This is a genomic window from Bradyrhizobium murdochi (assembly GCF_000472965.1).
Classification (GTDB): domain Bacteria; phylum Pseudomonadota; class Alphaproteobacteria; order Rhizobiales; family Xanthobacteraceae; genus Bradyrhizobium; species Bradyrhizobium murdochi.
The window spans coordinates 49150-73030 of the sequence record NZ_AXAU01000011.1; the positions used below are offsets into that span (position 1 = coordinate 49150).

Below are 23881 nucleotides of genomic sequence, written 5' to 3' on the forward strand. Positions count from 1 at the left end.
GGGGGATGCAAATAAAGCTGATGAGGGGGTTGCGGCGAATACTCGTGATTCTGGTTCCGCTGGCGGCTGGTCGTCCCAGCCTGCTTATGCCGGGTTCCGCTCGTCAGAATCGCCGGTGCGCAACATCTAGACTAGCGACGTGAAAGGATCGCCTGGCAGAACGCGCTCGTATCGGTCAACACCGCGTCTCCTGCGAATTTCAGCGAGTCGATCGAACGCTGCGCCGCATCGGCGTGTCCGGCACCGCACGCGTCGGTAATGACGACAGGGATCATTCCGAGGTCAGCGGCGTGGCGCGCGGTTGGCTCGATACCGATTTCCATGGCAACGCCGACGAGTGCGACCGCCGAGATGCCGCAGTCGCGCAATGCAATGGACAGCGGCGTGCCTTCAAATGCGGACATCGTGATTTTGTCGAAGATCGCCTCACTCGGACGCGGAGCTACTTCGGGCGTGATCGCAAATCCCGGCGAGTCGCGCAAAAACCATGGGCTGACCTTGGCCGGATCGTCGACCCGTTGCCAAGCCATCGCCATGCGATATTGAAAGACGCCCATCAATTCCTTTGGCAACGACAGGTGCCGCATGAAGAAGATGCGGGCGCCGGCATCTCTCGCCGCCGCAAGGACGTTCGATACCCGCGCAACGATCTCGTCGGCGTTCTTGAGCTGGCTTAGAATCCCGATCTGCATGTCATAGACGACCAGCGCCAGTCGCGCGGGGGTGCAGATTTCTTCAAGCGTTTGTGGAATATCGAGACCGTCAGCGTTTTTCATGGCCATCTCTTAGCGGAATTTTTTGCAGGGAAGAACACTAAAATGACTTTGCGGCGCAACTGAAGCGCCGCAGCCAGCATGTTGAATCAAAACCACCTCGATTCGGGGTCCCCAATCGAACCAGCGACGGAGAGAGGCGTCGACGTCCTCTCACTGCTTCTGATAGATCATCTTTCCCGCCCTGATCGTGTAAGCGACCTTGGCGAGGTTGGTGACGTCGGCGAGCGGATCGCCGTCAAGCACCACGAGATCGGCGTCGAATTCCTTCTCGACCCGCCCCTTCTTCGCCGCCTTGAAATATTGCGCGGGATTGGTGGTCAGCGTGGCCAGGATCTGGCGTTCCGACAGCGCGCGATGCATCAGCTCAAATTCGAGCGTGGTATCGTAGAGTTTGGTGAAGCCGACATCGGTGCCGAACAGGACCGGGCCGCCATTGTCGGAGAACGCCTTGACTTGAGCGACGGTCGTCGCGACGAGGCGCGCAGCGATATCGGGCGCAACGGGAAGTTTTGCAAACAGCGAGAGCGTCGGAACCAGGGCAATGCCCTGCTGCTTGAATCGCGCGAGCTGCTCGGGCGAATAGACCGCCTCGCCGGGCACCGTGTGCGCCATGATGTCGACGCCGGCGGCGATGACGGCGTCGACGCCCGTCATGTTTTGCGGATGGGCAAATACCGGCTTGCCCGCGGCATGCGCTACATCGACGGCTGCCTTGGCGATCGCCGGGTCCATGTTCACGACCGGCTTGCCGGTGCCCTTGAAGGAGCCGGTGAACAGTTTCACGCCATCGAGACCGAAGCCCATATAGGTGTACGCCCGTTGCGTGGCTTCTTCCGGCGTGGAAGCTTCCGGCAGCTTGATCTCGGCGGGCAGATAGGCGGGGTGGCCGTCCCTGGGGAAGATGCTGCCAGCCGTATAAATATCCGGGCCCGGCACCTCGCCGGAATTGACCCGGCGGCGCAGCGCCAGCGTATCTCTCCCGTCTGAGCCGATATCCCAGACGGTCGTGAACCCCCACCGGGTCAGCATCGCCTGCATGTGCTCGGCCAGCGGTGCGGCAGGAGCTGAGCCGGCGTTCTTCCACACCTCTTCCGTGAAATGGACGTGGCTATTCCAGAAACCGGCGACCACGGTCTTGCCGGTGCAATCGATGACACGTGCATCGGAGGGAATTTGCACCTCGCTGCGGTTTCCGACCGCGCCGATGGCGCCATTAGCAGTGAGAACCACGGCGTCAGCAAGCGGCGCAGCGTCGGGCGAAGCGTAGACACTGCCGCCGACGAGAGCGAGCATCTGCGCCCGGGCAGAACCAGGTGCGCCGCACGCTCCTATCACAGCGAAAAAGCAAAACGCGAGCCGGACCAGATTTCCGTTCATGCGCGGTCCCCTGCACTTGACGGCCTGATGTTAGGACCGTCCGGATCGCACAATATCAAATCAGCGTGTTTTTGCGTTTGACAGTTATTGCGCCAGCCGGTGCGTTGCGTACCTGCTACTCCTCCGGTGCGTTCTCGATCGGATCGAACCGGTCGTGCTCCAGCCCGAGCAGATTCCAGGATTGCAGCATGTGTGGCGGCAGCGGCGCGCTGACATCGATCACGCCGCCGCGCGGGTGCGGGATCACGAGCCGTCGCGCCAGAAGATGGAGCCGATTCTGCAGGCCACCCGGCAGATTCCAGTTCTCCTTGTTGAAATATTTGGGATCGCCGACGATGGCGTGATCGATATGCGCCATGTGGGCGCGCAACTGGTGGGTTCGCCCTGTGACCGGCTTCAGCGACACCCAGGCGAGCTTCTGCGCCGAGGTCTCGACCACGGCGTAATACGTCACCGCGTGGCTCGCGCCCTCGTCGCCATGTTTTGCGACCCGCATGATGCTGTCCTCCTCGCTCTCCTCCTTGGCGAGATAGGTCGAGATGCGGCCCTGCTTCGGCTTCGGCACGCCCGCCACCAGCGCCCAGTAAATCTTGCGCGCGGAGCGGTGGCGGAACGAGCCGGTCAGTGCGGTGGCAGCGAAGCGCGTCTTGGCGACCAGAAGACAGCCCGACGTTTCCCTGTCGAGCCGATGCACCAGCCGCGGCTTCTGCCCCTTGGCGTCGCGCATCACTTCCAGCATGGAGTCGACGTTGCGCGTGATGCCGGAGCCGCCTTGCACCGCCAGCCCCGCCGGCTTGTTCAACACGAGGACGTCGGCGTCTTCGAACAGCGTCATCTCCTTCAGCGCCTGCAGCGTCTTGGTCGCGGCTTCGGAGAGCGGACCTGCGCCCTTCGGCGCATCAAGCCGCAGCGGGGGAATGCGAACGCTCTGGCCCTCTTCCAGCCGGTCCTTGCTGTCGGCGCGCTTGCCGTTGACGCGCAACTCGCCCTTCCGGACGATGCGCTGGATGTGGGAGAACGACAGGCCGGGAAAGCGCGCCTCAAGGAAGCGGTCGACGCGCATGTTGTTTTCGTCCGCCGTGACGACGACGGTCTGAACCTTGGTCGGCAGCGGCACCTCGGCCTTGGTCTTTTCGGGCTCTGCCACCACGAAAGCCGGCTTCTCCCGGCGCGGCTCGGCAAACCGCGCAGGCTTGCCACCTGGACGCTTGCCCTGCGGCCGGTCGCCAGGCTTCTTGCTGCGGAAGGGCGTGGCTCCCTTGGGACGGTCGCCTGGTGTGCGCGACTTGGCTAGCGGTTTTCGGTCGCGGCGGCTCATCTGGTTTTCGCTCCAAGGGGTAGATCGTTGCCTAGCGCAAATGCAGCGAATCGTCACGGTGAATTCGGTGCCAATTCCGCGCCGGATCGGCCAAACTAGGCTAATTTCGACGATGCGTGGGAAGCCCGGATGGCCCTATCAAGATTGGCTTTGGTCGTTGTGGCCGCAATGTTCGCGAACGCGGCTGAAGCGCAGCGGAGCCCGATGCCGGAGGATATCGCGTGGAAGCTCCTGGAACTCGGCCGCGTCATCGACCCGCCGAAGACCGCAGAGCTCTACGCGCCGCTGCAGGAAAAAGAGCCGTATCAAGGCGTCAAGGTCGAGCGGGACATCAAATACGGTCCGGCCAATCGCAATCTGCTCGATATCTTTGTGCCGGAGACAGCGGCGTCAGCCCGGCCGGTGTTAATCTTTGCCCATGGCGGCGCCTTCGTCGGCGGCAACAAGCGGAGAACACCGACCAGCCCCTTCTATGACAACGTCATGCTGTGGGCGGCAAAGAACGGCTTTATCGGCGTCAACGTCACCTATCGCCTCGCGCCACTGGCACCTTGGCCGGCAGGCGCCGAGGATCTCGCCACCGCGGTCAAGTGGGTCACCGACACGATTGGCGAGCGCGGCGGCAATTCCACGCGCATCTATCTGATGGGGCACTCCGCAGGCGCGGTCCACGTCGCAACCTATGTCTCGCATCCCGAATTTCACAAGATGAAGGGTGGCGGGCTGGCTGGCGCGATCATGCTCTCGGGCATCTACGACCTGACTGCGACGCCGCTCGCCGAGACGCAGCGCGCCTATTTCGGCACCGATCCCGCGCGCTACGCCGAACGATCCTCGCTGTCCGGTTTGGCAACAACGGATATACCGCTGATGATGGCTGCCGCCGAACTGGACCCGGAAGGCTTCGTGCTGCAATTCGATCTCGCGAAAGATGCAAGCTGCAAACGAGCCAGCGGATGCGCACGCGCTATCCTGCTGCCGCAGCACAGTCACATGTCGGAGGTGTATTCGATCAACACTGCCGACACGCGCCTGACCGATCAGCTCCTGGACTTCGTGAAGACAGGGAAATAGAGACAGAGCTCAGGGCGCATTACGACCTCGCGCCCGGAACGCCGCACGGCGAAGCTGCTGCCGCCACGAATAGTTGACTCCAGATTTTATAGCATGTACTATAAAAAATGTAGTAAGCTTGGGGTTTTCCGATGCCGACAGCATCTTACGTTGCCCGTCCGACTGGCGCCCGCGGCTTTTGGCTTGGCTTTGCCGCCTACCTGCTTCCCTCGTTTCCGATCGCCTATGTCTGGCACCTCGTCCTGTTCGAGCAGAAATACCACGCGCTCCAGATCTATCGCGACGAGCCGGTGATCGCGTTCGGACTGGGTTCGATGATCATCCAGGGCGCGATTTTCTCGTGGTTGTTCCCGCGCGTGTTTTCACAACGCAGCGGCTCGTTCCTGAAGGACGGGCTCTTGTACGGACTTGGGGCTGGCCTGCTGTCGTGGTCGTTCACCACGCTGGCGGTCGCAGCCAAGCATGTGATGGTCTCCGTGCCGGACTACGTGCTGCTCGAAACCGCGTTCACGATCCTGCAATTCGCAGTCGTGGGCCCGTTGATCGCCCTCGCCTACCGACATGATGCGGAGGAACCAAGCTCGACGGCATGAGCAATCTTCACTATCCGCAATTTTGCGCACTCGCCCGCGCGGCGGAGATCATCGGCGAGCGTTGGACTCTGCTGATCATCCGCGAGCTTCTTCTTGGGCCGAAGCGATTTGGCGATCTCCTGGATCATCTTGACGGCATGAGCCCCACCTTGCTGACAACACGCCTCACCGCCCTGATCGAGTGCAACGTCGTACGGCGGACCGCCTTGCCGCCACCGGCCAATGCGCAGGTATACGAATTGACCGAGATCGGCCGGGAAGTTCAGCCCGCGATCCGGGAATTGATCCGCTGGGGCGGCCGCTTCCTGTTCCCGCCGGTGCCGGGCGACACGTTCGAGCCGGATTGGGTGCTGCTTGGCCTAGACGCCATTGCAAAGCGTTCACCCGTGCCGGAAATCAGAATCGGCCTTACTGTCACCCATGGCAAGAAATCGGCCGGCTTCACCGTCGCCGGCGGCGGCTTCGGGACGGCTATTGAGAGGGGCATCACCGATTGCAGGGGAACGCTGGAAGCTCCGTTCGACGCGGTGCTCCAGATTGTCGGGACGAGCGTGTCCCTTCAGGACGCTATCGATGCGAAGCGCGCCAGCGTGAGCGGCTCGATGGCCCTCGTCCGCAAGCTTCCCCTTCTGTTCGACCTTGCGGAACGCCGGCGCATAGCGCCCGCTGCAAACTGACGGAGGGGCCGGTGGCCTGGACGAAATCACCGCAGTCGCTGATCGACCTGTTCGACAAGTCGGTTCCGCCAGGCGTAAATATCTCCCGCCGCAAGATGTTCGGCTACCCGGCGGCCTTCGCCAACGGAAATCTGTTTATCGGGCTGCACCAGAACGACTTCGTCATGCGGCTCTCGGAGAAAGATCGCGCCCGTTTCACCACCGAATTTGGTGAACGGATCTTCGAACCGATGAAAGGTCGGCCGATGCGCGAATATGTTCGGTTGCCAGAGGAGCTACTGGCCGACGCGGAGAAGCGCGCATTCTGGATCGATCTTTCGCTGCACTATGCCGAGGCAATCGCGCCGAAGGCGACGTCTCCAAAGAAAAAGCAATTGCCCCGGTCGATGAAAAGGAGCCGAGTATGAAGAAGTTCGTGCTGCTGCACTACGGATTTGAAAAACCCACTCCGGAAATCATGGCCGCCTGGGGCAAATGGTTCGAGGCAACCAAGCCGCATACCGTGGACATGGGCGGCTTCGGCAATGGTCGCGAAATCTCGAAAGGCGGAACGAAGGACCTTCCGCTCGGACCCGATTCCATCACGGGCTTCACAATCGTCAACGCGGCAACGCTCGACGACGCCGAGAAAATGGCGCAAGGCAACCCTTTCATTTCGAGCATTCGAGTCTACGAAGTAAGGTCGGGCTGACGCGGAAGGGCCCAACCCCTCTTCCTGAGGAGCCCGCAGGGCGGGCGTCTCGAAGGATGTAGGCCATAGACGGGGGCCTCATGGTTCGAGACGCGCTTCGCGCTCCTCACCATGAGGGGCCGCATCGCTCCGGCTACTTACACTGCGCGGCGTTTCTCACCGCGGTCAGGTCGGCCCCGGAATTGTTGGACGGACGCTTCTTGGCGGCTTCCTCCACCGCTGCGCAGGCCGCCGCGTCACCGTTCTGGAAGCGCGCGATGGCGAGATTGGTCCAGGCGTCGCCGAAATCCGGCGCATCCTTGACCGCCTGCTCCAGCACGGGCTGCGCGTCGCGCGGGCGCTTCGCGATCAGCAACATGCGGCCATAGTCGGCCCTGAGCGCCTTCACCGGATTGGGCTGTTTGAGTGCGATCCTGAACAGTTCATCGGCGGCATCGAGATCATTGAAGCGAAATTGCGCGACCACCGCGAGGCCGTGATAGACGGCGCTCTGTTCCGGTGAAATGAGAAACGCCTGGTTAAATCGCAGAGCGGCCTCACGTATCTTGCCGGTATTCACGGCCCTCCAACCACGCAGGGTTATTTCGTCAAAGGCTTTTTCGCGAGAGCCTGTCGCCCCGATGATGGCGCTTACGAATTTCTCGTCGGCGGCCTTCTCCTCCGAATTCTTGACTGCAAATCCGAAAAACGGCTGCTCGTTGGTCGGCGCTGTATAGCTTCGCTTCGTGACCTGCACGCCCGGCGCCACCTCGACGCTGTCAGCCGCGGCAGCAAGCGGCGACGCCAGCATCACCACACATGCGGCGGCCCAAATAGCCTGCCTCAGATAATTCTCGAAACTGTTCATTCGCGCTTGTCCCGTTCCTTACGCAGCTTGGCCCAGTAATCCAGCCGCTTGCGAATCTCACGCTCGAAGCCGCGATCGGGCGGATCGTAAAACGTCTGCCGCCCCAGCGCTTCCGGAAAGTAGTCCTGCCCGGAGAACGCGTCCGGCGCGTCGTGGTCGTATTCATAGCCCGCGCCATAGCCTTCCGACTTCATCAGCCTGGTCGGCGAATTGAGAATATGTTTTGGCGGCAGCAGCGAGCCGCCCTCCTTCGCCGTGCGCGTCGCCGCGCCAAAGGCCTTGTAGGCGGCGTTCGATTTCGGCGCGGTGGCGAGATAGATCACGGCCTGCGCGATCGCGAGCTCGCCCTCGGGAGACCCAAGAAAATCGAAGGCGTCCTTGGCAGCATTGCAGATCACCAGCGCCTGCGGATCGGCCAGGCCGATGTCCTCCACCGCCATGCGCACGACGCGCCGCGCCAAAAACAGCGGGTCCTCGCCGGCGTCCAGCATGCGCGCGAGGTAATACAGCGCGGCGTCGGGGTCCGAGCCGCGCACGGACTTATGCAGGGCCGAGATTAGGTTGTAATGACCGTCGGCCGACTTGTCGTAGATCGGCGCGCGGCGCTGCAGGATCTCCTGCAACTGCGCAGCATTGAAGATTTCGTCCTTGCGCGCGGCGCGCCAGACCTCTTCGACCAATGTCAGCGCAGCACGGCCGTCGCCGTCGGCCATCCGCACCAGCACGGCGCGCGCCTCGGCATCGAGCGGCAATTTTCGTCCCTCGACCCTCTCGGCATGCGCAAAGAGCTTTTCGATCGCGGCAGCATCGAGCGAATGAAACACCAGCACGCGCGCGCGCGACAACAGCGCGGCGTTGAGCTCGAATGACGGATTTTCCGTGGTGGCGCCGACCAGCACGACGGTGCCGTCTTCCATGACAGGTAGAAAGGAGTCCTGCTGCGCGCGGTTGAAACGATGCACCTCGTCGACGAACAACAGCGTGCCCTTGCCCATTTCGCGACGGGCGCGTGCGGCGTCGAATACTTTCTTCAAATCGGCGACGCCGGAAAACACCGCCGAAATCTGCTCGAAATGCAGTTCGGTGGCATCCGCCAACAGCCGCGCCACCGTGGTCTTGCCGGTTCCGGGCGGCCCCCAGAACACCAGCGAGCCCAGCGTGCGCGTCTCCAGCATCCGCGTCAGCGCGCCGTCGGGACCGAGGATGTGGTCCTGCCCGACGACATCGGCGAGCGAGCGCGGGCGCAGCCGGTCGGGAAGCGGACGCGGCGCATCCTCCTCCATCCCTGCCGCAGCAAAGAGATTGGTCGCCTCGCGGGGTTTCTTCGGGCTCATCCGCCGAGCGTCACGTTGATCTGCTGGCCGCCGCGCACCACGACGATGCGCCAGAGCCTGGACGAGGTTTTCGAAGCCTTGTCGAGGTCGCTGGTCTTGCTGATCTTCTGATTGTTGACCGCAAGGATGATGTCGCCTTTCTGGAAGCCTACGCTCGCCGCAGTACCACCATCGGCGAGATCGATCACCACGACGCCCTCGGCCTGGGAATCCAGATGCAGCTCGTCGGCAACCGCCGGCGAAATATTGGCGACCTTGGCGCCCTGGAACGGCGAGCGCGCGGTGAGCACGATTTCATCGCGGTTGGTGTCGGGGGCGGTCTCCAGCGGCACTGTGACCTTGACGGTCTTTCCGCCACGCTGCACGTCGATCTGTGCGGTGCCGCCGAGTTGCCTTGTGGCAAAGCGGTAGTCGAACGCGTTGGGTTCGTCGATCGGCTGCCCTTCGATGGCGACGATCAGATCGGACGGTTTCAGACCGGCGCGCGCGGCCGGACCGTTCGGTGCGACATTGGCGACCAGGGCGCCGTTCGGCAGTTTCAGCCCCAGCGTCTCGGCGATTTCAGGCGTCACCGCCTGCAGTTTTGCGCCCAGCCACGGCCGCTTGACGGCCTTGCCGCCGCTCTTGGCGGAGGCCACGACCACGCGCACCATGTTTGTGGGGATCGCAAAGCCGATGCCCTGCGAGCCGCCGGAGCGCGAGAAGATCGCAGTGTTGATGCCGACGAGCTTGCCGGTCATATCGACCAGCGCGCCGCCGGAATTGCCGGGATTGATCGCCGCATCGGTCTGGATAAAGAACTGGTAGTCGGTGACGCCGACCTTGGTGCGGGCCAGCGCCGAGACGATGCCGTGGGTCACGGTCTGGCCGACGCCAAAGGGGTTGCCGATCGCGAGCACGACGTCGCCGACCAGCAATTCATCGGAATTGGCAAAGTCCAGCGTCGCAAATTTCTCTCGTCCGTCCTTCACGCGCAGCACGGCGAGATCCGTGCGGCTGTCCTTCAGCACGATCTCGGCCTCGAACTCGCGCTTGTCGGCGAGCGAAATCTTGACCTGATCAGCGCCCTCGATGACGTGGTTGTTGGTGACCACGAGCCCCGATGCGTCGACCATCACGCCCGATCCCAGTGAGCGCTGCATCTGCTCGGGCTGCATGCCCGGGACACCGAAGAAGCGGCGGAAGATCGGGTCATCCAGCAGCGGGTTACGATTCTGTACGGTCTTGGCAGCATAGACGTTCACCACTGCCGGCTGCGCACGCTGCACGATCGGCGCGTACGACAGCCGCAGTTCGGCGCCCGAGGTTGGCACGCGCCGATCCTGCGCCAGCGCCGGCGTTGCAACGACTGCGGAAACCAGCAGCAAGGCGAAAGAGCGGATCGTCAACGTCATGCAAGAATCCCAAAATTGATGGCCTCAGATATAGATGCGAGGCGGCAACGAGAGAAGGTAAGGCGGTACACAATACTGCCGGTCAGGCCGCGCGATCGGGCACTTTCGCGGTGTCGGAGGCCGGCGCACAGGACAGCCTTTCCTGATGGCCCTCGCCCCATGCCCTGAGCATCTCGATCACCGGCCGCAGGCTCTCGCCGATCTCCGACAGCGTGTATTCGACCCGCGGCGGCACCTCGGCGTAGACCTTGCGGATCACGAGCTTGTCGTCCTCGAGCGCGCGAAGCTGCTTGGTCAGCATGCGCTGGGTAATCCCCGGCATCCGCCGCCGCAACTCCCCAAAACGCTGGGTGCCGGCCTGCAGGTGAAACAGGATCACGCCTTTCCACTTGCCGTCGATCAGATCGAGCGTCGCTTCAACCGCGCAACCCGGCCGACGGGCAAAATTCCGCCGTTTCATGAGTTTTTCCTGGAGTTTCCCCAATAGTATCCAAACAGGGACTAGTTCCCCAAATTTACAGTACTTGCCAAGCGGATGCTAGAGCGACAGTTAGGCAATCAATCTGTCAAACACGGAGGAGGCACGGACATGAAGGCCGTCGGATACAAAAAATCGCTCCCCATCGAAGATGCGAATGCGCTGATTGATTTTGAGGCCGCCAAGCCGGAACCGACGGGCCGCGACATCCGCGTCGTCGTCAAGGCGATCTCGGCCAACCCGGTCGATTACAAGGTCCGCAAGCGCGCCGCCCCGCCCGAGGGCGAAACGAAAATCCTGGGCTACGACGCTGCCGGCATCGTCGATGCCGTCGGCCCGGACGTCACCCTGTTCAAGGCAGGTGACGAAGTATTTTACGCGGGCTCGATCCTGCGCCAGGGCACGAACGCGGAATTTCACCTGGTCGACGAGCGGATCGTCGGCCGCAAGCCGAAATCGCTGTCGTTCGCGCAGGCTGCGGCGGTGCCGCTGACTTCGATCACCGCCTGGGAATTGCTGTTCGACCGGCTTGGCGCCGTACCGGGCAAGAGCCTCGATCCGCGCACGTTGCTGATCACCGGCGGCGCCGGCGGCGTCGGCTCGATCCTGATCCAGCTCGCGCGCCGCCTCACCGGGTTGACGGTGGTCGCTACCGCCACGCGCGCCGAGTCGCAGAAATGGTGCCGCGATCTCGGCGCGCATGCCGTGATCGATCATTCCCAGCCGATGAAGGAGCAGATCGAAAAGTTGAAGGTGCCGCCGGTCGCGCTGGTCGCGAGCCTCACCTTCACCGACCAGCACTACAAGGCGATCGCCGATTTCATCGCGCCGCAAGGCAAGTTCGGCCTGATCGACGATCCCCCGGAATTCACCGTCTCTGCCTTCAAAGGCAAGGCGGTCTCGATCCACTGGGAATCGATGTTCACGCGCTCGTCATTCCAGACGCCTGACATGATCGCCCAGCATCACCTCCTGAACGACGTCTCCGATCTCCTCGACAAGGGCGTGCTGCGCACCACGCTCGACCAGACTTTTGGCACCATCAACGCGGCCAATCTGAAGCGCGCGCATGCGCTTTTGGAAAGTGGCAAATCGCGCGGCAAGATCGTGCTGGAGGGCTGGTAGCGGCCCAACAACGGGGTTGATCTGGAGGTCGATTCAAGGGAGCCTGTTCCATCGATCCGGGATGGCTGTCGCCGCAAAACCCCCGGCGCGAATTGCCGGGGAACACGGAAGACAGGAGACCTGTTCGACATGATACGAATGTTTCTGGCGGCCGCGCTGGCGTCGTCCTGCGTGGTGGGTTGCGCGTCGATCGCGACGGCACAAGGCAGTTACCCCGAAAAATCGCTGCAGTTGATCGTGCCCTATCCGGCGGGCGGAGCTGGCGACGTCGTCGGGCGCATCATTGCCGGCGAGCTCGAGACGCGTCTGGGCAAGCCCGTGATCGTGCTCAATCGCCCCGGCGGCGGCACGACGATTGCCGCCAAAGAGGTCGCCAACGCGGCACCCGACGGTTACACCCTGCTCACCAGTTCGAATTCGACCTTCACTTTGCAGCACGCCGTGAAGGAGAACGTGCCGTACGATAGCGGTAGGGATTTCGAGCCGATCGCCCAGACCGGTACCCTGACCATGGTGCTGGTCACGCATCGCGACAGCCCGATCAAGGACGTTGCCGCGCTTGTCGCGGCAGCGAAGGCCAATCCGGACAAGCTGTCGCTGGCGTCCTTCGGCGTAGCCACCATTTCGCATTTCGCCGGCGAACTGTTCAAGTCGAGCGCCGGCATCAAGATGCTGCACCTGCCCTACAAGGGCAGCGCGCCGGCGATGAACGACCTGATAGGCAAGCACATCGAGTACCACGTGGACACCGTGATAGCGATCAGGCCGCAGCTCGAAGCCGGCACGGTTCGCCCGCTGGCGGTGTTCTCCGCCAAGCGCTCGCAGTTCCTTCCCGACGTTCCGACTCTCGCCGAACTCGGTTATCCCAATATCGACCTCGTCTCCTGGGGTACCGTGGTGGCGCCCAAGAGAATCCCTCCGGCCATACGCGACCGGCTGGCCTCGGCGCTGGAAGAGGCAATCGCAAGTCCTTCGGTGATCGAGCGCTTTAAGAAGGTCGGGTACGAACCCGGCTTCAAGCGCTATCCGGACTGGCCGGGATTCATCGCCAAGGAAACCGCCGAGATGAAGGAACTGGCCCGCAAGGGCGGGATCAAGGAAGAGTAACCCTGATATGACCGAGCCGTGCGATCTACCCGCGGTGAAGGCCCGAGCGCTGATCGGCGAGCGCAAGCTTTCGCCGGTCGAACTCATGGACAGTTGCATCCGTCGCATCGAGGAAATCGATCCAGCGGTCAATGCGATCATCGCACGCTCGTTCGAGTCCGCGCGCGCGACGGCGCGGGAAAGCGAGGCTACCGTAATGCGCGGCGATGCGCTCGGGCCGCTGCATGGGCTTCCGCTCGGCGTCAAGGACCTGATCGATGCCAAGGGCCTGCCGACCAGTTTTGGCAGCGTGCTGTTCGCGGACAATATCGCGGCCGAGGATGAGGCGATCGTCGCGATGCTCAAGCGCGCCGGCGCCATCGTCATCGGCAAGACCAACGTCCCCGAATGGGGCGCGGGCGGCAACACCCGCAATGCGCTTCATGGCGCCACCGGCAATCCGTTCGATCCCGAGCGCTCCGCCGCCGGCTCGTCCGGCGGATCGGCGGTAGCGCTTGCAACCGGCATGGTGCCGCTGGCGACCGGTTCGGACACCGGCGGCTCGGTCAGGAACCCCGCCGCCTTTTGCGGTGTCGTCGGATTCCGCCCGTCTCCCGGGCTGATCGCCAGCAACAGCCGCAATATGGCCTGGCTGCAGATCTCGCAACTCGGGCCGATGGCGAGAAACGTATCGGACGCGTGCCTGATGCTTTCCTGCATGCTGGGTCGCGACGCGCGCGATCCGTTGTCGGCCATCCTTCACGCCGGCGGAACGCCGGTGTGCGAGACCTATCGCGATCCGCCACGGACCGATCTCGCCAGCTTGCGCATTGCGGCGACCTGCGATTTCGGGTTTGCGCCGACGGAACGCGTCATCGCCGAGACGTTCAAAACGAAGCTCGCGACATTCGGATCGGCATTCCGCCGCGTCGCGTGGACCCATCCGGACTGCGGCCATGCCGACGAGGTGTTCCGGATCTTGCGCGCCGTCGCGTTTCTGGGCCGGCACCGGGAGCTTGCCGAGAAATATCCGGACAAAGTGGGTCCCAACATTCGCGACAACGTAGCCGAGGGGCTCGGCTATTCCGCCCTCGACGTGGCACGCGCGCTTTCGCTGCAGACCGCGCTTTATCGGAGCTGGCAGACATTTTTCGGCGAGCACGATTTTATCGTCGCGCCGACAGTCACGATCAGCCCGCGGCCCTGGTCCGAGCTTTACCCGGCCACCATCGACGGCACACCGACGAAAAGCTACTTCCACTGGCTGGCGCTGGCCTATGCCGTAACCAATGCCGGACACCCGGCGGTGGCGATACCGGCCGGCCGCGACGGCGCCGGATTGCCGTTCGGCATCCAGATCATCGGCCCGCGGGGCGGCGACGTCGCGACGCTTTCAGTGGCCCGCGAGATCGAGGCGCTGCTTGAGGCCAATCCGAAGACAGCCCGTCCCGTCCCCGACCTCGCCTGGCTGCGCCGGCAGCCTCCGATGTCCTCCCGGCCCGGTTTTCTGGATTTCGATTGATCCGCTCCATTCGAAGCCGTTGCCTGAACATTCGTTCATCAAAGTTAAATCTGACGCCAGAGCGGTCTGAAAGCCGGCACTTGGGCAACGAACTTCACTCGAATGTGTTTAGCGAGTGTCCTGTTTTGCGAAAGAGCGAACTTCGCTCGAATGTAAAGTATTGGGCGTCTGAATTACGGAAAGGAGTGGTCCATGAGAAAAGCACCTTTGGCTTTAGCCGCAGCGGCGGTCTTGGGCTTGACCGCGGTAACGGCCCCCTCGCCGGCGGAGGCCCACTGGCGCGGAGGAGGATTTTTCCCGGCCGTGGCTGGCGGATTGATCGCGGGCGCGGTGATCGGCGGACTGGCTTCGAACGCCTATGCCTATGGTCCCGGATATTACGGCGGGTACCCGGCCTATTACGGCGGTTATGCGCCGGCCTACTATGGTGGCTATTACGACGAGCCTTACTATCCCGTCGTTCGCTATCGTCGCGTGGTTCGCCCGGCGTTCGCCTACTATGGCGGTCCGCGATTCTATGGCCCGCGGTTTTACCACCGCCGGCACTGGCATCACTGGTGATCTGGAAATGAAAAGGGCCGCCAGCATGGCGGCCCTTTTGCATGGAGCGACGAGAACACCTCAGTCGATCTCATGCACCACCGTACGCGTGGCGGGGTCGACCAGCATCACGCGATTGTCCGTGTAGACATAGCGATACTTCGTCACCGTCGGGCCCCAATCCGAAGGCACTGCCTCGAGTTCGACCTCGGTCGGCACCTTGGTGCCCACCACGATCTTTTCCCGTATTTCCACCGGACGAAGCTTGCGCTCTGTCACGTAGCTCTTGATCTTCGTGCGATACTCCGGCTCGATCCGAATCGTTGCGCCCGCAGTTCCGGTGGTCGTGTCGGGAGTGATGACCGTGGTTTGGGCGTTGGCCATGGTCGCAACCAGCGACGCTGCCGCCGCCAAAATAAGCAGCTTCTTCATCGGGTCCTCCTCAAGCCGCGTCAGCGCGGCATTAGGAAAAACGGTTTCTGAGCGTCCTTGTTCCGCCTGAACGACGGCCTTCACATCGTTGCTGCCAACCTTGCTGAGTCATAGGTCCCTCATGGTGAGGAGCGCGAAGCGCGTCTCGAACCATGAGGCCCCGTCTGTGGCCTACATCCTTCGAGACGCCCGCTCTGCGGGCTCCTCAGGATGAGGATTTGAGCGGCTATGACGCAGGCTAATCCGGCGCGACGCCTTCGACGAAAACCAGACGGCGATCCAGCGCGGTCTGCCGCACTCTCAACGCCTCGGCATATTCCGGCGAGGCGTACCATTCGCGCAAACGCTCCATCGTCGGAAATTCGACGACGATGATGGTTTTCGGCGGTGGGCTACCTTCGATCAAAGTTGCAGCGCCGCCACGGACTAAATAGCGCCCGCCATATTGCGCGATCGTCTTCGCAGCGATGATGCGATAGGCCTCAAAGCCCTCCGCATCGCGCATCTCAACTTCGGAAATAACATAGGCTGACATCGCGAACCTCGGGCGACGAATTGATCACCGGATTTCGACGATCTCCGCTTCGCCTCCGGCGATGGCGACGACATCGCCGACACCCTTGCCGAACAGCGCGCGCGCCAGCGGCGAGCCGTGCGAGATCGTGCCGTGCGCAGGTTCGGCCTCGTCTTCGCCGACGATCCGATACGTCTGTCGCCGGTCGTCCTCGCGCACGATAGTGACGGTGTGGCCGAAGCGCACGACGGAATTGTCTGATGGCTCGGGGGCGACCCTTGCCGTGGCGCGGCGAGCATTCCAATAGCGGAAGTCACGGCGAGCGCTGGCCAGCGCCGCGCGATCGCCGGCGGATTGCGCCGCAGCCTGGGCCGCGGCCAACGCCTGCTCGATCCGGCGGAGACCCTCAGCCGTCACGTCGTTCGGAAGTTCGGAGATTGGCCGGTCCGGCAGATCTTCGACCTCCTCGGTGTCCTTGACGAACGCCCTACTCATGCAAGTCAAACGTTTGGCGGCCCGAGACGTTCCTGTGAAGTCATGCGCCGGCCGCGATCGCGGGCGCGCCGGGCAACAAAAAAAGCGGCGCTTTTGGCGCCGCTTTTGAAAACTGCGATTTGGAAGAGTTACGCCGCTTCGGCGGACTTCTCCTCCACCGGACCGGAATCCTGGCCCTTGGCGTCGACGTCGCGGTCGACGAATTCGATCACGGCCATCGGCGCGTTGTCGCCGTAGCGGAAACCGGCCTTAATGATGCGGGTGTAACCGCCCTGGCGGTCCTTGTAGCGGGGTGCCAACGTGTCGAACAGCTTCTTGACCTGGTCGACGTCGCGCATCTCGGAGATCGCCTGGCGGCGCATGGCCAGACCACCCTTCTTGCCGAGGGTGACGAGCTTCTCGACGATCGGGCGCAGTTCCTTGGCCTTCGGCAGCGTGGTGACGATCTGCTCGTGCTTGATCAGCGCGGCGCACATGTTGGCGAACATCGCGCGGCGATGCTCGGCGGTGCGGTTGAGCTTACGATGAACCTTGCCGTGACGCATGGATGTATTCCTTGATTTGTCTTCGTCGCGACGGTTCGTCGGACATGTTGCTCAGGTGGGCTGCCTGCGTTCGCCCCAGTGTGGCGAGTAGCGAATGGCAAATAGCGAATAGTTTCTCCCCTATTCGCTATTCGCCACTCCCTATTCGCTCAGTAGTGATCCTCGAAGCGCTTGGCGAGCTCGTCGATATTCTCCGGCGGCCAGCCCGGCACTTCCATGCCGAGATGCAGACCCATCTGGGCCAGCACTTCCTTGATCTCGTTCAGCGACTTGCGGCCGAAGTTCGGGGTGCGGAGCATTTCCGCTTCCGACTTCTGCACGAGGTCGCCGATATAGACGATGTTGTCGTTCTTCAGGCAGTTTGCCGAACGCACCGACAGCTCGAGCTCGTCGACTTTCTTGAGGAACGCCGGGTTGAAGGCGAGATCGGGGATGATCTCCTGCGCGACTTCCTTGCGCGGCTCTTCGAAGTTCACGAACACGTTGAGCTGATCCTGCAGGATGCGCGCGGCATAGGCCACCGCGTCCTCCGGCGAGATCGCGCCGTTGGTCTCGATCGTCATGGTCAGCTTGTCGTAGTCGAGGATCTGGCCCTCGCGGGTGTTCTCGACCTTGTAGGAGACCTTGCGCACGGGCGAGAACAGGCTGTCGACCGGGATCAGGCCGATCGGCGCATCCTCGGGCCGGTTGCGCTCGGCGGCGACGTAGCCCTTGCCGGCGGCGACCGTGAACTCCATGCGGATTTCAGCGCCCTCGTCCAGCGTGCAGATCTGCAGCTCGGGATTGAGCACCACGATGTCGCCGACGGTCTGGATGTCACCGGCGGTGACGACACCCGGACCCGACTTCTTCACGACCATGCGCTTGGGGCCTTCGCCCTGCATCTTGATCGAGATGTCCTTGATGTTGAGCACGATGTCGGTGACGTCCTCGCGAACGCCCGCGATCGAGGAGAACTCGTGCAGCACGCCGTCGATGTGCACCGACTGCACGGCAGCGCCCTGCAGCGACGACAACAGGATGCGGCGCAGCGCGTTACCGAGCGTCTGGCCGAAACCGCGCTCGAGCGGCTCGGCGACGACGGTCGCAAACCGGGTCGCATCGCCGCCCGGCGTTACCTGCAGCTTGTTCGGTCGAATAAGTTCTTGCCAATTTTTCTGGATCGTCACTTTGTCACCCCTTCGGGTCAATGGACCGGCCAGTCGATCTGCCTTCAGATCACCGGCGCTGGAGATCGCGGATCAGTCCGCGGAAAATTCCAAAAGCAATCGCGAGCGGCACAACCGCCCGCGACCAGATATCAAACACGCCGGCGCTTGCGCGGACGGCAACCATTGTGCGGGATCGTCGTCACGTCGCGGATAGACGTGACGGTGAAGCCCGCGGCCTGCAGCGCGCGAAGCGCCGATTCGCGGCCCGAACCGGGGCCGGCAACTTCCACTTCCAGCGTGCGCATGCCGTGTTCCTGCGCCTTCTTGGAAACGTCTTCGGCCGCGACCTGCGCGGCGTAGGGGGTCGACTTACGCGAGCCCTTGAAACCCATCGTGCCGGCCGAGGACCAGGCAATGGTGTTGCCCTGCGCGTCGGTGATGGTGATGGTCGTGTTGTTGAAGGACGAATTCACGTGCGCAATGCCGGAGGCGATGTTCTTGCGTTCGCGACGGCGGACGCGGGTGGCTTCCTTGCCCATTACTTTAAAACCTTCCTGTGATCTCAAACGCCGCCGTACTACCAGCGGCTACACCGTTAAGGGCGAATGGTGAGTGGCGAATAGCAAATAGGATCTACCCTACTCGCCATTCGCCATTCGCTACTCGCCAATTACTTTTTCTTGCCGGCGATCGACTTGGCCGGGCCCTTGCGCGTGCGCGCATTGGTGTGGGTGCGTTGACCGCGCACCGGAAGACCGCGGCGATGACGCAGACCGCGATAGCAGCCGAGGTCCATCAGACGCTTGATGTTGATGCCGGTCTCGCGGCGAAGGTCGCCTTCGACGAGATAGTCACGGTCGATGACTTCGCGGATCTGCAGGACTTCCTGGTCGCTCAACTGGCTGACGCGACGATCAGCCGGGATCTTGACCTTCTCCATGATCTCGGACGCGTTCTTCTGGCCGATGCCATGGATGTACTGGAGCGCGATCAGAACGCGCTTGTTGGTCGGGATATTCACGCCGGCAATACGGGCCACGGACTTCTCTCCTGTCGCCGATCCCTCATGGATCGGGCTATGTTCTTGCTAACTCGGGCAGGTGTCCGCAAACGCGAACACGACGCCCTCCCCTCATCTCTTTCGGGGCCCGGCATCGTCATAAAACTATCCGACTTGGATGCGGGGCTTATTAAAGGATTCAACTCGGTTTCGTCAACCGCCTCTATCGCTTAGCTCGCTTTTTCGTGACCTTTTTGGCCGCTTTCCGGACGGTCTTTTGGGCGCTTGCGCCCCCTCGCCCTCTGGCCGCCGAAACGGCCTTCCGAGCAGCCTTCTTGTTGCCAGCCGTTTTGGCTCCCCTGGAGGCCGGTTTGGCGGCCTTACGCGCCGTTTTGACGGCCTTCTTGGCGGTTTTGGCAGCCTTTTTGGCTGCTGGCCTGGCGGTCTTCCGTGCGGCTGCCTTGGCCTTCCGGGCCGGTGCCAACTTGGGTTCCAGCGCGCCGACAGCGGAGAGGATCCGGTTAACCTCCCGGGTAACCTGCTCGATGGTCATCATCCCGTCGACGGTCGCGAGCTTCCGCCGCTCGGAGTAGTAGTGAATCAGCGGCTCGGTCTGCGAACGGTAGGCAGCGAGCCGTTTGGTCAGCACTTCCGGCGTGTCGTCAACACGCACCTCTTCGCCGCGCGCCAGCATCTCGGCGACGCGGGTTTCGACGCGCTGTAACAACGCGCTCTCATTGACGCGCAGTTCGACCACCGCGTCGAGCCTGAGATGCTTCTTCTTTAAGAGCTCATCCAGCGCCTCGGCCTGCGGTACGGTACGCGGGAACCCATCGAGGACGAAGCCTTTGGCGGCGTCCGGCTGATCAATTCTGTCAGAAATGATTCCGACTACGATGTCATCAGGCACAAGCTGGCCGTTTGCCATGAGGTCCTTGGCCTTCAACCCGACCGGCGTCTCGGCGGCCACAGCCGCGCGCAGCATCTCGCCGGTCGAGAGCTGCACAATCCCATAGCGCTGCACCAACCGCTGTGCCTGGGTACCCTTCCCCGACCCCGGCGGTCCCAAAAGGATCAATCTCATGACTACTCGCCCCCCGGCTTGGTGAGCGAAACACCGCACACCTTGTCTTGAATTTCAGAGCGCTCCGCTGATCAGCGGCGACGGCCCCTCAGCTTGGATTTCCGGATCAGCCCCTCATACTGATGGGCCAACAGATAACCCTGCACCTGCGCCACCGTATCCATGGTCACGCTGACCACGATCAGAAGCGAGGTTCCGCCGAAATAGAACGGCACCGAGGCGTAGGAAATCAGGATTTCGGGAATCAGACACACGATCGCCAGATAGATCGCGCCCAGCACGGTCACGCGCGACAGCACGTAGTCGATGTATTCGGCGGTGCGTTCGCCCGGACGGATGCCGGGAATGAAGCCGCCGTGCTTCTTCAGATTGTCGGCGGTCTCGGTCGGGTTGAACACGATCGCGGTGTAGAAGAACGCGAAGAACACGATCAGGCCCAGATAGAGGACCAGGAACAGCGGACGGCCGTGGCTGAGCTGGGTGTTGAGCCACTGGAACCATTCCGGGCCCTGGCCGGCGTTGAAGTTTGCAACCGTCGCCGGCAGTAGCAACAGCGACGAGGCGAAGATCGGCGGGATCACGCCCGAGGTGTTGAGCTTGAGCGGCAGATGCGAGGACTGGCCCTCGAACATCTTGTTGCCGACCTGGCGCTTCGGATACTGGATCAAAAGCCTGCGCTGCGCGCGCTCCATGAACACGATGAAGGCGATCACGACGACCGCCATCACGATCACGAGCAGGATCAGGCCGGTCGAGAGCGCGCCCTGGCGTCCCAGTTCCAGCATGTTGGCGAGAGCAGACGGCAGCTCGGCAACGATGCCGGCCAGGATGATCAGCGAAATACCGTTGCCAATGCCGCGCGAGGTGATCTGCTCGCCGAGCCACATCAGGAACATGGTGCCGCCGGTCAGCGTGACCGTGGTGGAAATCAGGAAGAACAGCCCGGGTTCGCTGACGACGTTGCCGGCGCCCTGGAGGCCGACGGCGATGCCGTAGGCCTGGAACGTGGCCAGAATTACCGTGAGATAGCGGGTATACTGGTTCAGCGTCTTGCGGCCGGCCTCGCCTTCCTTCTTCAAGGCTTCGAGCTTGGGCGAGACCGTCGTCAGGAGCTGGATGATGATCGATGCCGAGATGTACGGCATGATGTTCAGCGCGAAGATCGCCATGCGGTTGATGCCGCCGCCGGCGAACATGTTGAACATGCCGAGAATGCCGCCGGCCTGCGACTTGAACACCTGCTCCCAGGCCGCGGGATCGATGCCGGGCAGCGGGATATAGGTACCGAGCCGATAAACAAGCAGCGCACCCAGCGTAAACCAGATGCGCTTCTTCAGTTCGTCGGCTTTGGCCAAAGCGCCGAAATTGAGGTTTGCCGCAAGTTGTTCTGCTGCTGAGACCATGTTCAGGCTTTCTCCCGCCGCCTCCCAGGCCGACGCCCCTTCCCGGGCAATCGGTAGACGCCGGACATTATCTGGTGCGCGGCTTCGATAAGTCCACCGGTCTATGCCCGCGATCGGGCGGGCATGACGCAGATGTTACGCCGCCTCGCCTTCCTTCTTGGCCGGGGCCAGGATCTTCACCGTGCCGCCGGCCTTCTCGACCGCCGCAACCGCAGACTTCGACGCGCCGTGCACCTCGATCGCGAGCTTGGCCTTGAGTTCGCCCCGGCCGAGCAGCCGCAGGCCGTCCTTGGCACGGCGGATCACGCCGGCCTTCACCAGCGACTCGACGGTCACGGTTTCCTTGGTGTCGACCAGCTTGGCGTCGATCGCCTCCTGCAGCCGGTCGAGATTGATCTCGGCAAAGTCGAGCCGGAAGATGTTGTTGAAGCCGCGCTTCGGCAGGCGACGATGCAGCGGCATCTGGCCGCCCTCGAAGCCCTTGATGCGCACGCCCGAACGCGCGGTCTGGCCCTTGCCGCCGCGGCCCGAAGTCTTGCCCTTGCCGGAACCGATGCCACGGCCGACGCGCATGCGCTTTTTGCGCGAGCCGGCGTTGTCGGCGATATCGCTGAGCTTCATCGCCCTGTCTCCTTACTTACTTCTCGCCGACGATGCGGACGAGATGTTGAACCTTGCTGATCATGCCGCGAACTTCAGGGGTGTCCTGCAGCTCGGCAACCCGGCCGATCTTGTTGAGCTTGAGGCCGATCAGCGTCGAACGCTGCGAGTGGTGGCGGCGGATCGCGCTGCCGGTCTGCTCGACCTTGATCGTCTTTGCGGCCTTGGCCATCGTCTTAACTCCAAAGAGCGCTTGAAATTCGCGCCGGTTATTCAGCCACCACTTCGGCGTCGCCGCCGACGCGGCGCGATTGCAGCGTGGACACCTTGATGTTGCGGCGCGCCGCAACCGACCGCGGCGAATCCTGATGCTTCAGCGCGTCGAAGGTCGCGCGAACCATGTTGTAGGGATTCGACGAGCCGATCGACTTCGCCACCACGTCCTGGATGCCGAGCGTCTCGAACACCGCGCGCATCGGGCCGCCGGCGATGATGCCGGTACCGGCCGGAGCGGCGCGCAGGTAGACGCGGCCGGCACCGTGACGGCCGGCGATGTCGTGATGCAACGTGCGGCCTTCGCGCAGCGCCACGCGCGTCAGATTGCGCTTGGCCGACTCGGTCGCCTTGCGGATCGCCTCGGGCACCTCGCGCGCCTTGCCGTGGCCGAAACCGACCCGGCCCTTCTGGTCGCCGATTACGACCAGCGCCGCGAAGCCGAAGCGCTTGCCGCCCTTGACGACCTTCGCCACGCGATTGATGTGGACGAGCTTGTCGACGAACTCGCTGTCGCGCTCCTCGCGATCCCTGCTCCGTTCGCGTCCGCCGCGTTCGCGTTCACCTGCCATGGTGTTTTCCAATCTTTAGGGGAAGAAAGCCCCTGTCCTCGTAATTATCCAAAACCGTTTTCGTTAGAAGCTCAGTCCGCTTTCGCGGGCGGCGTCCGCGAGCGCCTTGACGCGCCCGTGGTAGAGATAGGCGCCGCGATCGAACACCACTTCCTTGACGCCGTTCTTCACGGCGCGTTCCGCCAGCAGCTTGCCGACGGCCTTGGCCGCATCGATGTTGGCGCCGGTGTTGCCGGCCTCGCGCATGGTCTTTTCCAGCGACGAGGCGGAAGCCAGCGTCTCGCCCTTCAGGTCGTCGATGACCTGGGCGTAGATGTGCTTCGACGAACGGAACACCGACAGACGCGGGCGTCCATTGGCGGACCGGCGTAGCGAGTTGCGCACTCGCTGCTTGCGCCGGGCATTCGTGACCTTGAGTGACATGACCGGCTCCGTTACTTCTTCTTGCCTTCCTTGCGGAAGATGAATTCGTTGGCGTACTTCACGCCCTTGCCCTTGTAGGGCTCCGGCGGACGGTAGGCGCGGATCTCGGCGGCGACCTGCCCGACGCGCTGGGAATCGGTGCCCGAAATCGTGATCTCGGTCGGCTTCGGCACCGCGATGGTGATGCCTTCCGGGATCGCATAGACCACGTCGTGGCTGTAGCCGAGCGCGAGCTGCAGGTTCTTGCCCTGCATCGCGGCGCGATAGCCGACGCCGGTGATCTCGAGCTTCTTCTCAAAGCCCTTGGTGACGCCCTCGACCAGGTTCGCCACCTGCGCGCGCGCGGTGCCATACATGGCCTGCGCACGGTTGGTCTTGAACTTCGGCGCGACCTTGACCTCGCCCTTCTCGAACTTCACCTCGACGTCGTCATGCACGACGAACTGAAGCTGGCCCTTGGGCCCCTTCACCTTGACGGTCTGTCCCTCGACGGTCGCCGTCACACCGGACGGGATCGCCACAGGCCGTTTGCCAACACGTGACATGGCTAAAAATCC

Annotated in this window: 30 protein-coding genes; 9 read left to right on the forward strand and 21 right to left on the reverse strand. The window is 62.8% G+C overall.

Translation table 11 applies throughout. The features are described from left to right. Positions 1 to 131: 131 nt before the first annotated feature. The 3 genes from YUO_RS0120830 to YUO_RS0120840 form a co-directional block, all read right to left on the reverse strand. Positions 132 to 776, reverse strand: coding sequence for a cysteine hydrolase family protein (locus YUO_RS0120830; protein ID WP_028349021.1), 645 nt, complete (start codon positions 774 to 776; stop codon positions 132 to 134). A gap of 150 nt (positions 777 to 926) precedes the next feature. Beyond that, positions 927 to 2069 (reverse strand): amidohydrolase family protein, encoded by a 1143-nt coding sequence (locus tag YUO_RS0120835; RefSeq protein ID WP_051379551.1) that lies wholly within the window; start codon positions 2067 to 2069, stop codon positions 927 to 929. Positions 2070 to 2268: 199 nt separating this feature from the next. Continuing rightward, positions 2269 to 3471, reverse strand: a complete 1203-nt coding sequence (locus YUO_RS0120840) for an RluA family pseudouridine synthase (RefSeq protein WP_028349023.1) — start codon at positions 3469 to 3471, stop codon at positions 2269 to 2271. Between the two features lie 129 nt (positions 3472 to 3600). Here YUO_RS0120840 and YUO_RS0120845 point away from each other — a divergent pair, with 129 nt between their 5' ends. From YUO_RS0120845 to YUO_RS0120865, 5 genes are all read left to right on the forward strand, one after another. Further along, entirely contained in the window at positions 3601 to 4545 is a 945-nt protein-coding gene (locus YUO_RS0120845; RefSeq protein WP_028349024.1) for an alpha/beta hydrolase, read from the forward strand. Positions 4546 to 4676: 131 nt separating this feature from the next. Further along, the gene (locus tag YUO_RS41275) at positions 4677 to 5138 is read left to right on the forward strand and encodes a hypothetical protein (protein WP_051379552.1); all 462 of its coding nucleotides are present in this window, start codon (positions 4677 to 4679) and stop codon (positions 5136 to 5138) included. After that, complete coding sequence (locus tag YUO_RS43860) at positions 5135 to 5815, forward strand: winged helix-turn-helix transcriptional regulator (RefSeq protein ID WP_051379553.1); 681 nt, start codon at positions 5135 to 5137, stop codon at positions 5813 to 5815. The genes YUO_RS41275 and YUO_RS43860 overlap by 4 nt, the downstream gene beginning before the upstream one ends. A gap of 11 nt (positions 5816 to 5826) precedes the next feature. Continuing rightward, positions 5827 to 6222: a TfoX/Sxy family protein gene (locus tag YUO_RS43865; RefSeq protein WP_051379554.1), complete on the forward strand. Its 396-nt coding sequence runs from the start codon at positions 5827 to 5829 to the stop codon at positions 6220 to 6222. Then, complete coding sequence (locus YUO_RS0120865) at positions 6219 to 6506, forward strand: YciI family protein (protein ID WP_028349025.1); 288 nt, start codon at positions 6219 to 6221, stop codon at positions 6504 to 6506. The genes YUO_RS43865 and YUO_RS0120865 overlap by 4 nt, the downstream gene beginning before the upstream one ends. 133 nt (positions 6507 to 6639) lie before the next feature. Here YUO_RS0120865 and YUO_RS0120870 read toward each other — a convergent pair whose 3' ends face one another. From YUO_RS0120870 to YUO_RS0120885, 4 genes are all read right to left on the reverse strand, one after another. Further along, positions 6640 to 7353, reverse strand: coding sequence for a tetratricopeptide repeat protein (locus YUO_RS0120870; RefSeq protein ID WP_028349026.1), 714 nt, complete (start codon positions 7351 to 7353; stop codon positions 6640 to 6642). Continuing rightward, positions 7350 to 8687 carry a replication-associated recombination protein A gene (locus tag YUO_RS0120875; protein WP_028349027.1) on the reverse strand — a complete coding sequence of 446 codons (1338 nt, stop codon included), beginning with the start codon at positions 8685 to 8687 and terminating at the stop codon, positions 7350 to 7352. Before YUO_RS0120875 ends, YUO_RS0120870 begins: the two co-directional genes overlap by 4 nt. Beyond that, positions 8684 to 10081, reverse strand: a complete 1398-nt coding sequence (locus tag YUO_RS0120880; RefSeq protein WP_028349028.1) for a DegQ family serine endoprotease — start codon at positions 10079 to 10081, stop codon at positions 8684 to 8686. Before YUO_RS0120880 ends, YUO_RS0120875 begins: the two co-directional genes overlap by 4 nt. An 82-nt stretch (positions 10082 to 10163) precedes the next feature. Next, positions 10164 to 10541, reverse strand: coding sequence for a winged helix-turn-helix transcriptional regulator (locus tag YUO_RS0120885; protein WP_028349029.1), 378 nt, complete (start codon positions 10539 to 10541; stop codon positions 10164 to 10166). 129 nt (positions 10542 to 10670) lie between these two features. Here YUO_RS0120885 and YUO_RS0120890 point away from each other — a divergent pair, with 129 nt between their 5' ends. From YUO_RS0120890 to YUO_RS43870, 4 genes are all read left to right on the forward strand, one after another. Further along, on the forward strand, positions 10671 to 11684 hold the full coding sequence (locus YUO_RS0120890; RefSeq protein WP_028349030.1) for a zinc-binding alcohol dehydrogenase family protein: 1014 nt from the start codon (positions 10671 to 10673) through the stop codon (positions 11682 to 11684). A gap of 129 nt (positions 11685 to 11813) precedes the next feature. Next, positions 11814 to 12791, forward strand: a complete 978-nt coding sequence (locus tag YUO_RS0120895; RefSeq protein WP_028349031.1) for a Bug family tripartite tricarboxylate transporter substrate binding protein — start codon at positions 11814 to 11816, stop codon at positions 12789 to 12791. 7 nt (positions 12792 to 12798) lie between these two features. Beyond that, the gene (locus tag YUO_RS0120900; RefSeq protein WP_028349032.1) at positions 12799 to 14292 is read left to right on the forward strand and encodes an amidase; all 1494 of its coding nucleotides are present in this window, start codon (positions 12799 to 12801) and stop codon (positions 14290 to 14292) included. A 192-nt stretch (positions 14293 to 14484) separates the two neighbouring features. Continuing rightward, complete coding sequence (locus YUO_RS43870; protein ID WP_083754656.1) at positions 14485 to 14853, forward strand: hypothetical protein; 369 nt, start codon at positions 14485 to 14487, stop codon at positions 14851 to 14853. A 60-nt stretch (positions 14854 to 14913) separates the two neighbouring features. Here the strand turns inward: YUO_RS43870 and YUO_RS0120910 are convergent, their stop codons facing one another. The 14 genes from YUO_RS0120910 to rplF form a co-directional block, all read right to left on the reverse strand. Then, complete coding sequence (locus YUO_RS0120910; RefSeq protein WP_028349033.1) at positions 14914 to 15264, reverse strand: DUF1236 domain-containing protein; 351 nt, start codon at positions 15262 to 15264, stop codon at positions 14914 to 14916. Positions 15265 to 15502: 238 nt separating this feature from the next. Next, a complete protein-coding gene (locus YUO_RS0120915; RefSeq protein ID WP_028349034.1) occupies positions 15503 to 15799 on the reverse strand; it encodes a DUF1330 domain-containing protein in 297 nt (98 codons plus the stop codon). A 24-nt stretch (positions 15800 to 15823) separates the two neighbouring features. Further along, positions 15824 to 16273 carry a transcription elongation factor GreA gene (gene greA / locus YUO_RS0120920; protein ID WP_028349035.1) on the reverse strand — a complete coding sequence of 150 codons (450 nt, stop codon included), beginning with the start codon at positions 16271 to 16273 and terminating at the stop codon, positions 15824 to 15826. Positions 16274 to 16401: 128 nt separating this feature from the next. After that, the gene (gene rplQ / locus YUO_RS0120925) at positions 16402 to 16818 is read right to left on the reverse strand and encodes a 50S ribosomal protein L17 (protein WP_028349036.1); all 417 of its coding nucleotides are present in this window, start codon (positions 16816 to 16818) and stop codon (positions 16402 to 16404) included. A gap of 149 nt (positions 16819 to 16967) precedes the next feature. After that, complete coding sequence (locus YUO_RS0120930; protein ID WP_176722005.1) at positions 16968 to 18008, reverse strand: DNA-directed RNA polymerase subunit alpha; 1041 nt, start codon at positions 18006 to 18008, stop codon at positions 16968 to 16970. A 110-nt stretch (positions 18009 to 18118) separates the two neighbouring features. Beyond that, on the reverse strand, positions 18119 to 18508 hold the full coding sequence (gene rpsK / locus YUO_RS0120940) for a 30S ribosomal protein S11 (RefSeq protein WP_006021048.1): 390 nt from the start codon (positions 18506 to 18508) through the stop codon (positions 18119 to 18121). A gap of 131 nt (positions 18509 to 18639) precedes the next feature. Next, on the reverse strand, positions 18640 to 19008 hold the full coding sequence (rpsM, locus tag YUO_RS0120945; protein ID WP_028349038.1) for a 30S ribosomal protein S13: 369 nt from the start codon (positions 19006 to 19008) through the stop codon (positions 18640 to 18642). Positions 19009 to 19192: 184 nt separating this feature from the next. Further along, positions 19193 to 20053 (reverse strand): adenylate kinase, encoded by an 861-nt coding sequence (locus YUO_RS0120950; RefSeq protein WP_028349039.1) that lies wholly within the window; start codon positions 20051 to 20053, stop codon positions 19193 to 19195. Positions 20054 to 20124: 71 nt separating this feature from the next. Beyond that, positions 20125 to 21456 (reverse strand): preprotein translocase subunit SecY, encoded by a 1332-nt coding sequence (secY, locus tag YUO_RS0120955; protein WP_028349040.1) that lies wholly within the window; start codon positions 21454 to 21456, stop codon positions 20125 to 20127. 135 nt (positions 21457 to 21591) lie between these two features. After that, complete coding sequence (gene rplO, locus YUO_RS0120960; protein WP_028349041.1) at positions 21592 to 22077, reverse strand: 50S ribosomal protein L15; 486 nt, start codon at positions 22075 to 22077, stop codon at positions 21592 to 21594. 16 nt (positions 22078 to 22093) lie between these two features. After that, complete coding sequence (gene rpmD, locus YUO_RS0120965) at positions 22094 to 22288, reverse strand: 50S ribosomal protein L30 (RefSeq protein ID WP_028349042.1); 195 nt, start codon at positions 22286 to 22288, stop codon at positions 22094 to 22096. 37 nt (positions 22289 to 22325) lie between these two features. Continuing rightward, positions 22326 to 22901, reverse strand: coding sequence for a 30S ribosomal protein S5 (rpsE, locus tag YUO_RS0120970; protein WP_028349043.1), 576 nt, complete (start codon positions 22899 to 22901; stop codon positions 22326 to 22328). Positions 22902 to 22964: 63 nt separating this feature from the next. Further along, a complete protein-coding gene (rplR, locus tag YUO_RS0120975) occupies positions 22965 to 23324 on the reverse strand; it encodes a 50S ribosomal protein L18 (RefSeq protein WP_028349044.1) in 360 nt (119 codons plus the stop codon). A gap of 11 nt (positions 23325 to 23335) precedes the next feature. After that, positions 23336 to 23869 (reverse strand): 50S ribosomal protein L6, encoded by a 534-nt coding sequence (gene rplF, locus YUO_RS0120980; RefSeq protein WP_028349045.1) that lies wholly within the window; start codon positions 23867 to 23869, stop codon positions 23336 to 23338. Between the last annotated feature and the right edge of the window lie 12 nt (positions 23870 to 23881).

Coding starts and splice junctions, on each gene's coding strand:
- YUO_RS43860 (WP_051379553.1), top strand. CDS start 5,135: ATGAGCAATCTTCACTATCCGCAATTTTGCGCACTCGCCCGCGCGGCG.
- secY (WP_028349040.1), bottom strand. CDS start 21,456: ATGGTCTCAGCAGCAGAACAACTTGCGGCAAACCTCAATTTCGGCGCT.
- YUO_RS0120865 (WP_028349025.1), top strand. CDS start 6,219: ATGAAGAAGTTCGTGCTGCTGCACTACGGATTTGAAAAACCCACTCCG.
- rpmD (WP_028349042.1), bottom strand. CDS start 22,288: ATGGCCAAGGCCGCAAAGACGATCAAGGTCGAGCAGACCGGCAGCGCG.
- YUO_RS0120890 (WP_028349030.1), top strand. CDS start 10,671: ATGAAGGCCGTCGGATACAAAAAATCGCTCCCCATCGAAGATGCGAAT.
- YUO_RS41275 (WP_051379552.1), top strand. CDS start 4,677: ATGCCGACAGCATCTTACGTTGCCCGTCCGACTGGCGCCCGCGGCTTT.
- YUO_RS0120885 (WP_028349029.1), bottom strand. CDS start 10,541: ATGAAACGGCGGAATTTTGCCCGTCGGCCGGGTTGCGCGGTTGAAGCG.
- YUO_RS0120900 (WP_028349032.1), top strand. CDS start 12,799: ATGACCGAGCCGTGCGATCTACCCGCGGTGAAGGCCCGAGCGCTGATC.
- rpsK (WP_006021048.1), bottom strand. CDS start 18,508: ATGGGCAAGGAAGCCACCCGCGTCCGCCGTCGCGAACGCAAGAACATC.
- rplF (WP_028349045.1), bottom strand. CDS start 23,869: ATGTCACGTGTTGGCAAACGGCCTGTGGCGATCCCGTCCGGTGTGACG.
- YUO_RS0120875 (WP_028349027.1), bottom strand. CDS start 8,687: ATGAGCCCGAAGAAACCCCGCGAGGCGACCAATCTCTTTGCTGCGGCA.
- YUO_RS0120835 (WP_051379551.1), bottom strand. CDS start 2,069: ATGCTCGCTCTCGTCGGCGGCAGTGTCTACGCTTCGCCCGACGCTGCG.
- YUO_RS0120910 (WP_028349033.1), bottom strand. CDS start 15,264: ATGAAGAAGCTGCTTATTTTGGCGGCGGCAGCGTCGCTGGTTGCGACC.
- YUO_RS0120830 (WP_028349021.1), bottom strand. CDS start 776: ATGAAAAACGCTGACGGTCTCGATATTCCACAAACGCTTGAAGAAATC.
- YUO_RS0120950 (WP_028349039.1), bottom strand. CDS start 20,053: ATGAGATTGATCCTTTTGGGACCGCCGGGGTCGGGGAAGGGTACCCAG.
- YUO_RS0120840 (WP_028349023.1), bottom strand. CDS start 3,471: ATGAGCCGCCGCGACCGAAAACCGCTAGCCAAGTCGCGCACACCAGGC.
- YUO_RS0120845 (WP_028349024.1), top strand. CDS start 3,601: ATGGCCCTATCAAGATTGGCTTTGGTCGTTGTGGCCGCAATGTTCGCG.
- YUO_RS0120870 (WP_028349026.1), bottom strand. CDS start 7,353: ATGAACAGTTTCGAGAATTATCTGAGGCAGGCTATTTGGGCCGCCGCA.
- YUO_RS0120895 (WP_028349031.1), top strand. CDS start 11,814: ATGATACGAATGTTTCTGGCGGCCGCGCTGGCGTCGTCCTGCGTGGTG.
- YUO_RS43870 (WP_083754656.1), top strand. CDS start 14,485: ATGAGAAAAGCACCTTTGGCTTTAGCCGCAGCGGCGGTCTTGGGCTTG.
- YUO_RS0120915 (WP_028349034.1), bottom strand. CDS start 15,799: ATGTCAGCCTATGTTATTTCCGAAGTTGAGATGCGCGATGCGGAGGGC.
- rpsE (WP_028349043.1), bottom strand. CDS start 22,901: ATGGCAGGTGAACGCGAACGCGGCGGACGCGAACGGAGCAGGGATCGC.
- greA (WP_028349035.1), bottom strand. CDS start 16,273: ATGAGTAGGGCGTTCGTCAAGGACACCGAGGAGGTCGAAGATCTGCCG.
- YUO_RS0120880 (WP_028349028.1), bottom strand. CDS start 10,081: ATGACGTTGACGATCCGCTCTTTCGCCTTGCTGCTGGTTTCCGCAGTC.
- rplR (WP_028349044.1), bottom strand. CDS start 23,324: ATGTCACTCAAGGTCACGAATGCCCGGCGCAAGCAGCGAGTGCGCAAC.
- rplQ (WP_028349036.1), bottom strand. CDS start 16,818: ATGCGTCACGGCAAGGTTCATCGTAAGCTCAACCGCACCGCCGAGCAT.
- rplO (WP_028349041.1), bottom strand. CDS start 22,077: ATGAAGCTCAGCGATATCGCCGACAACGCCGGCTCGCGCAAAAAGCGC.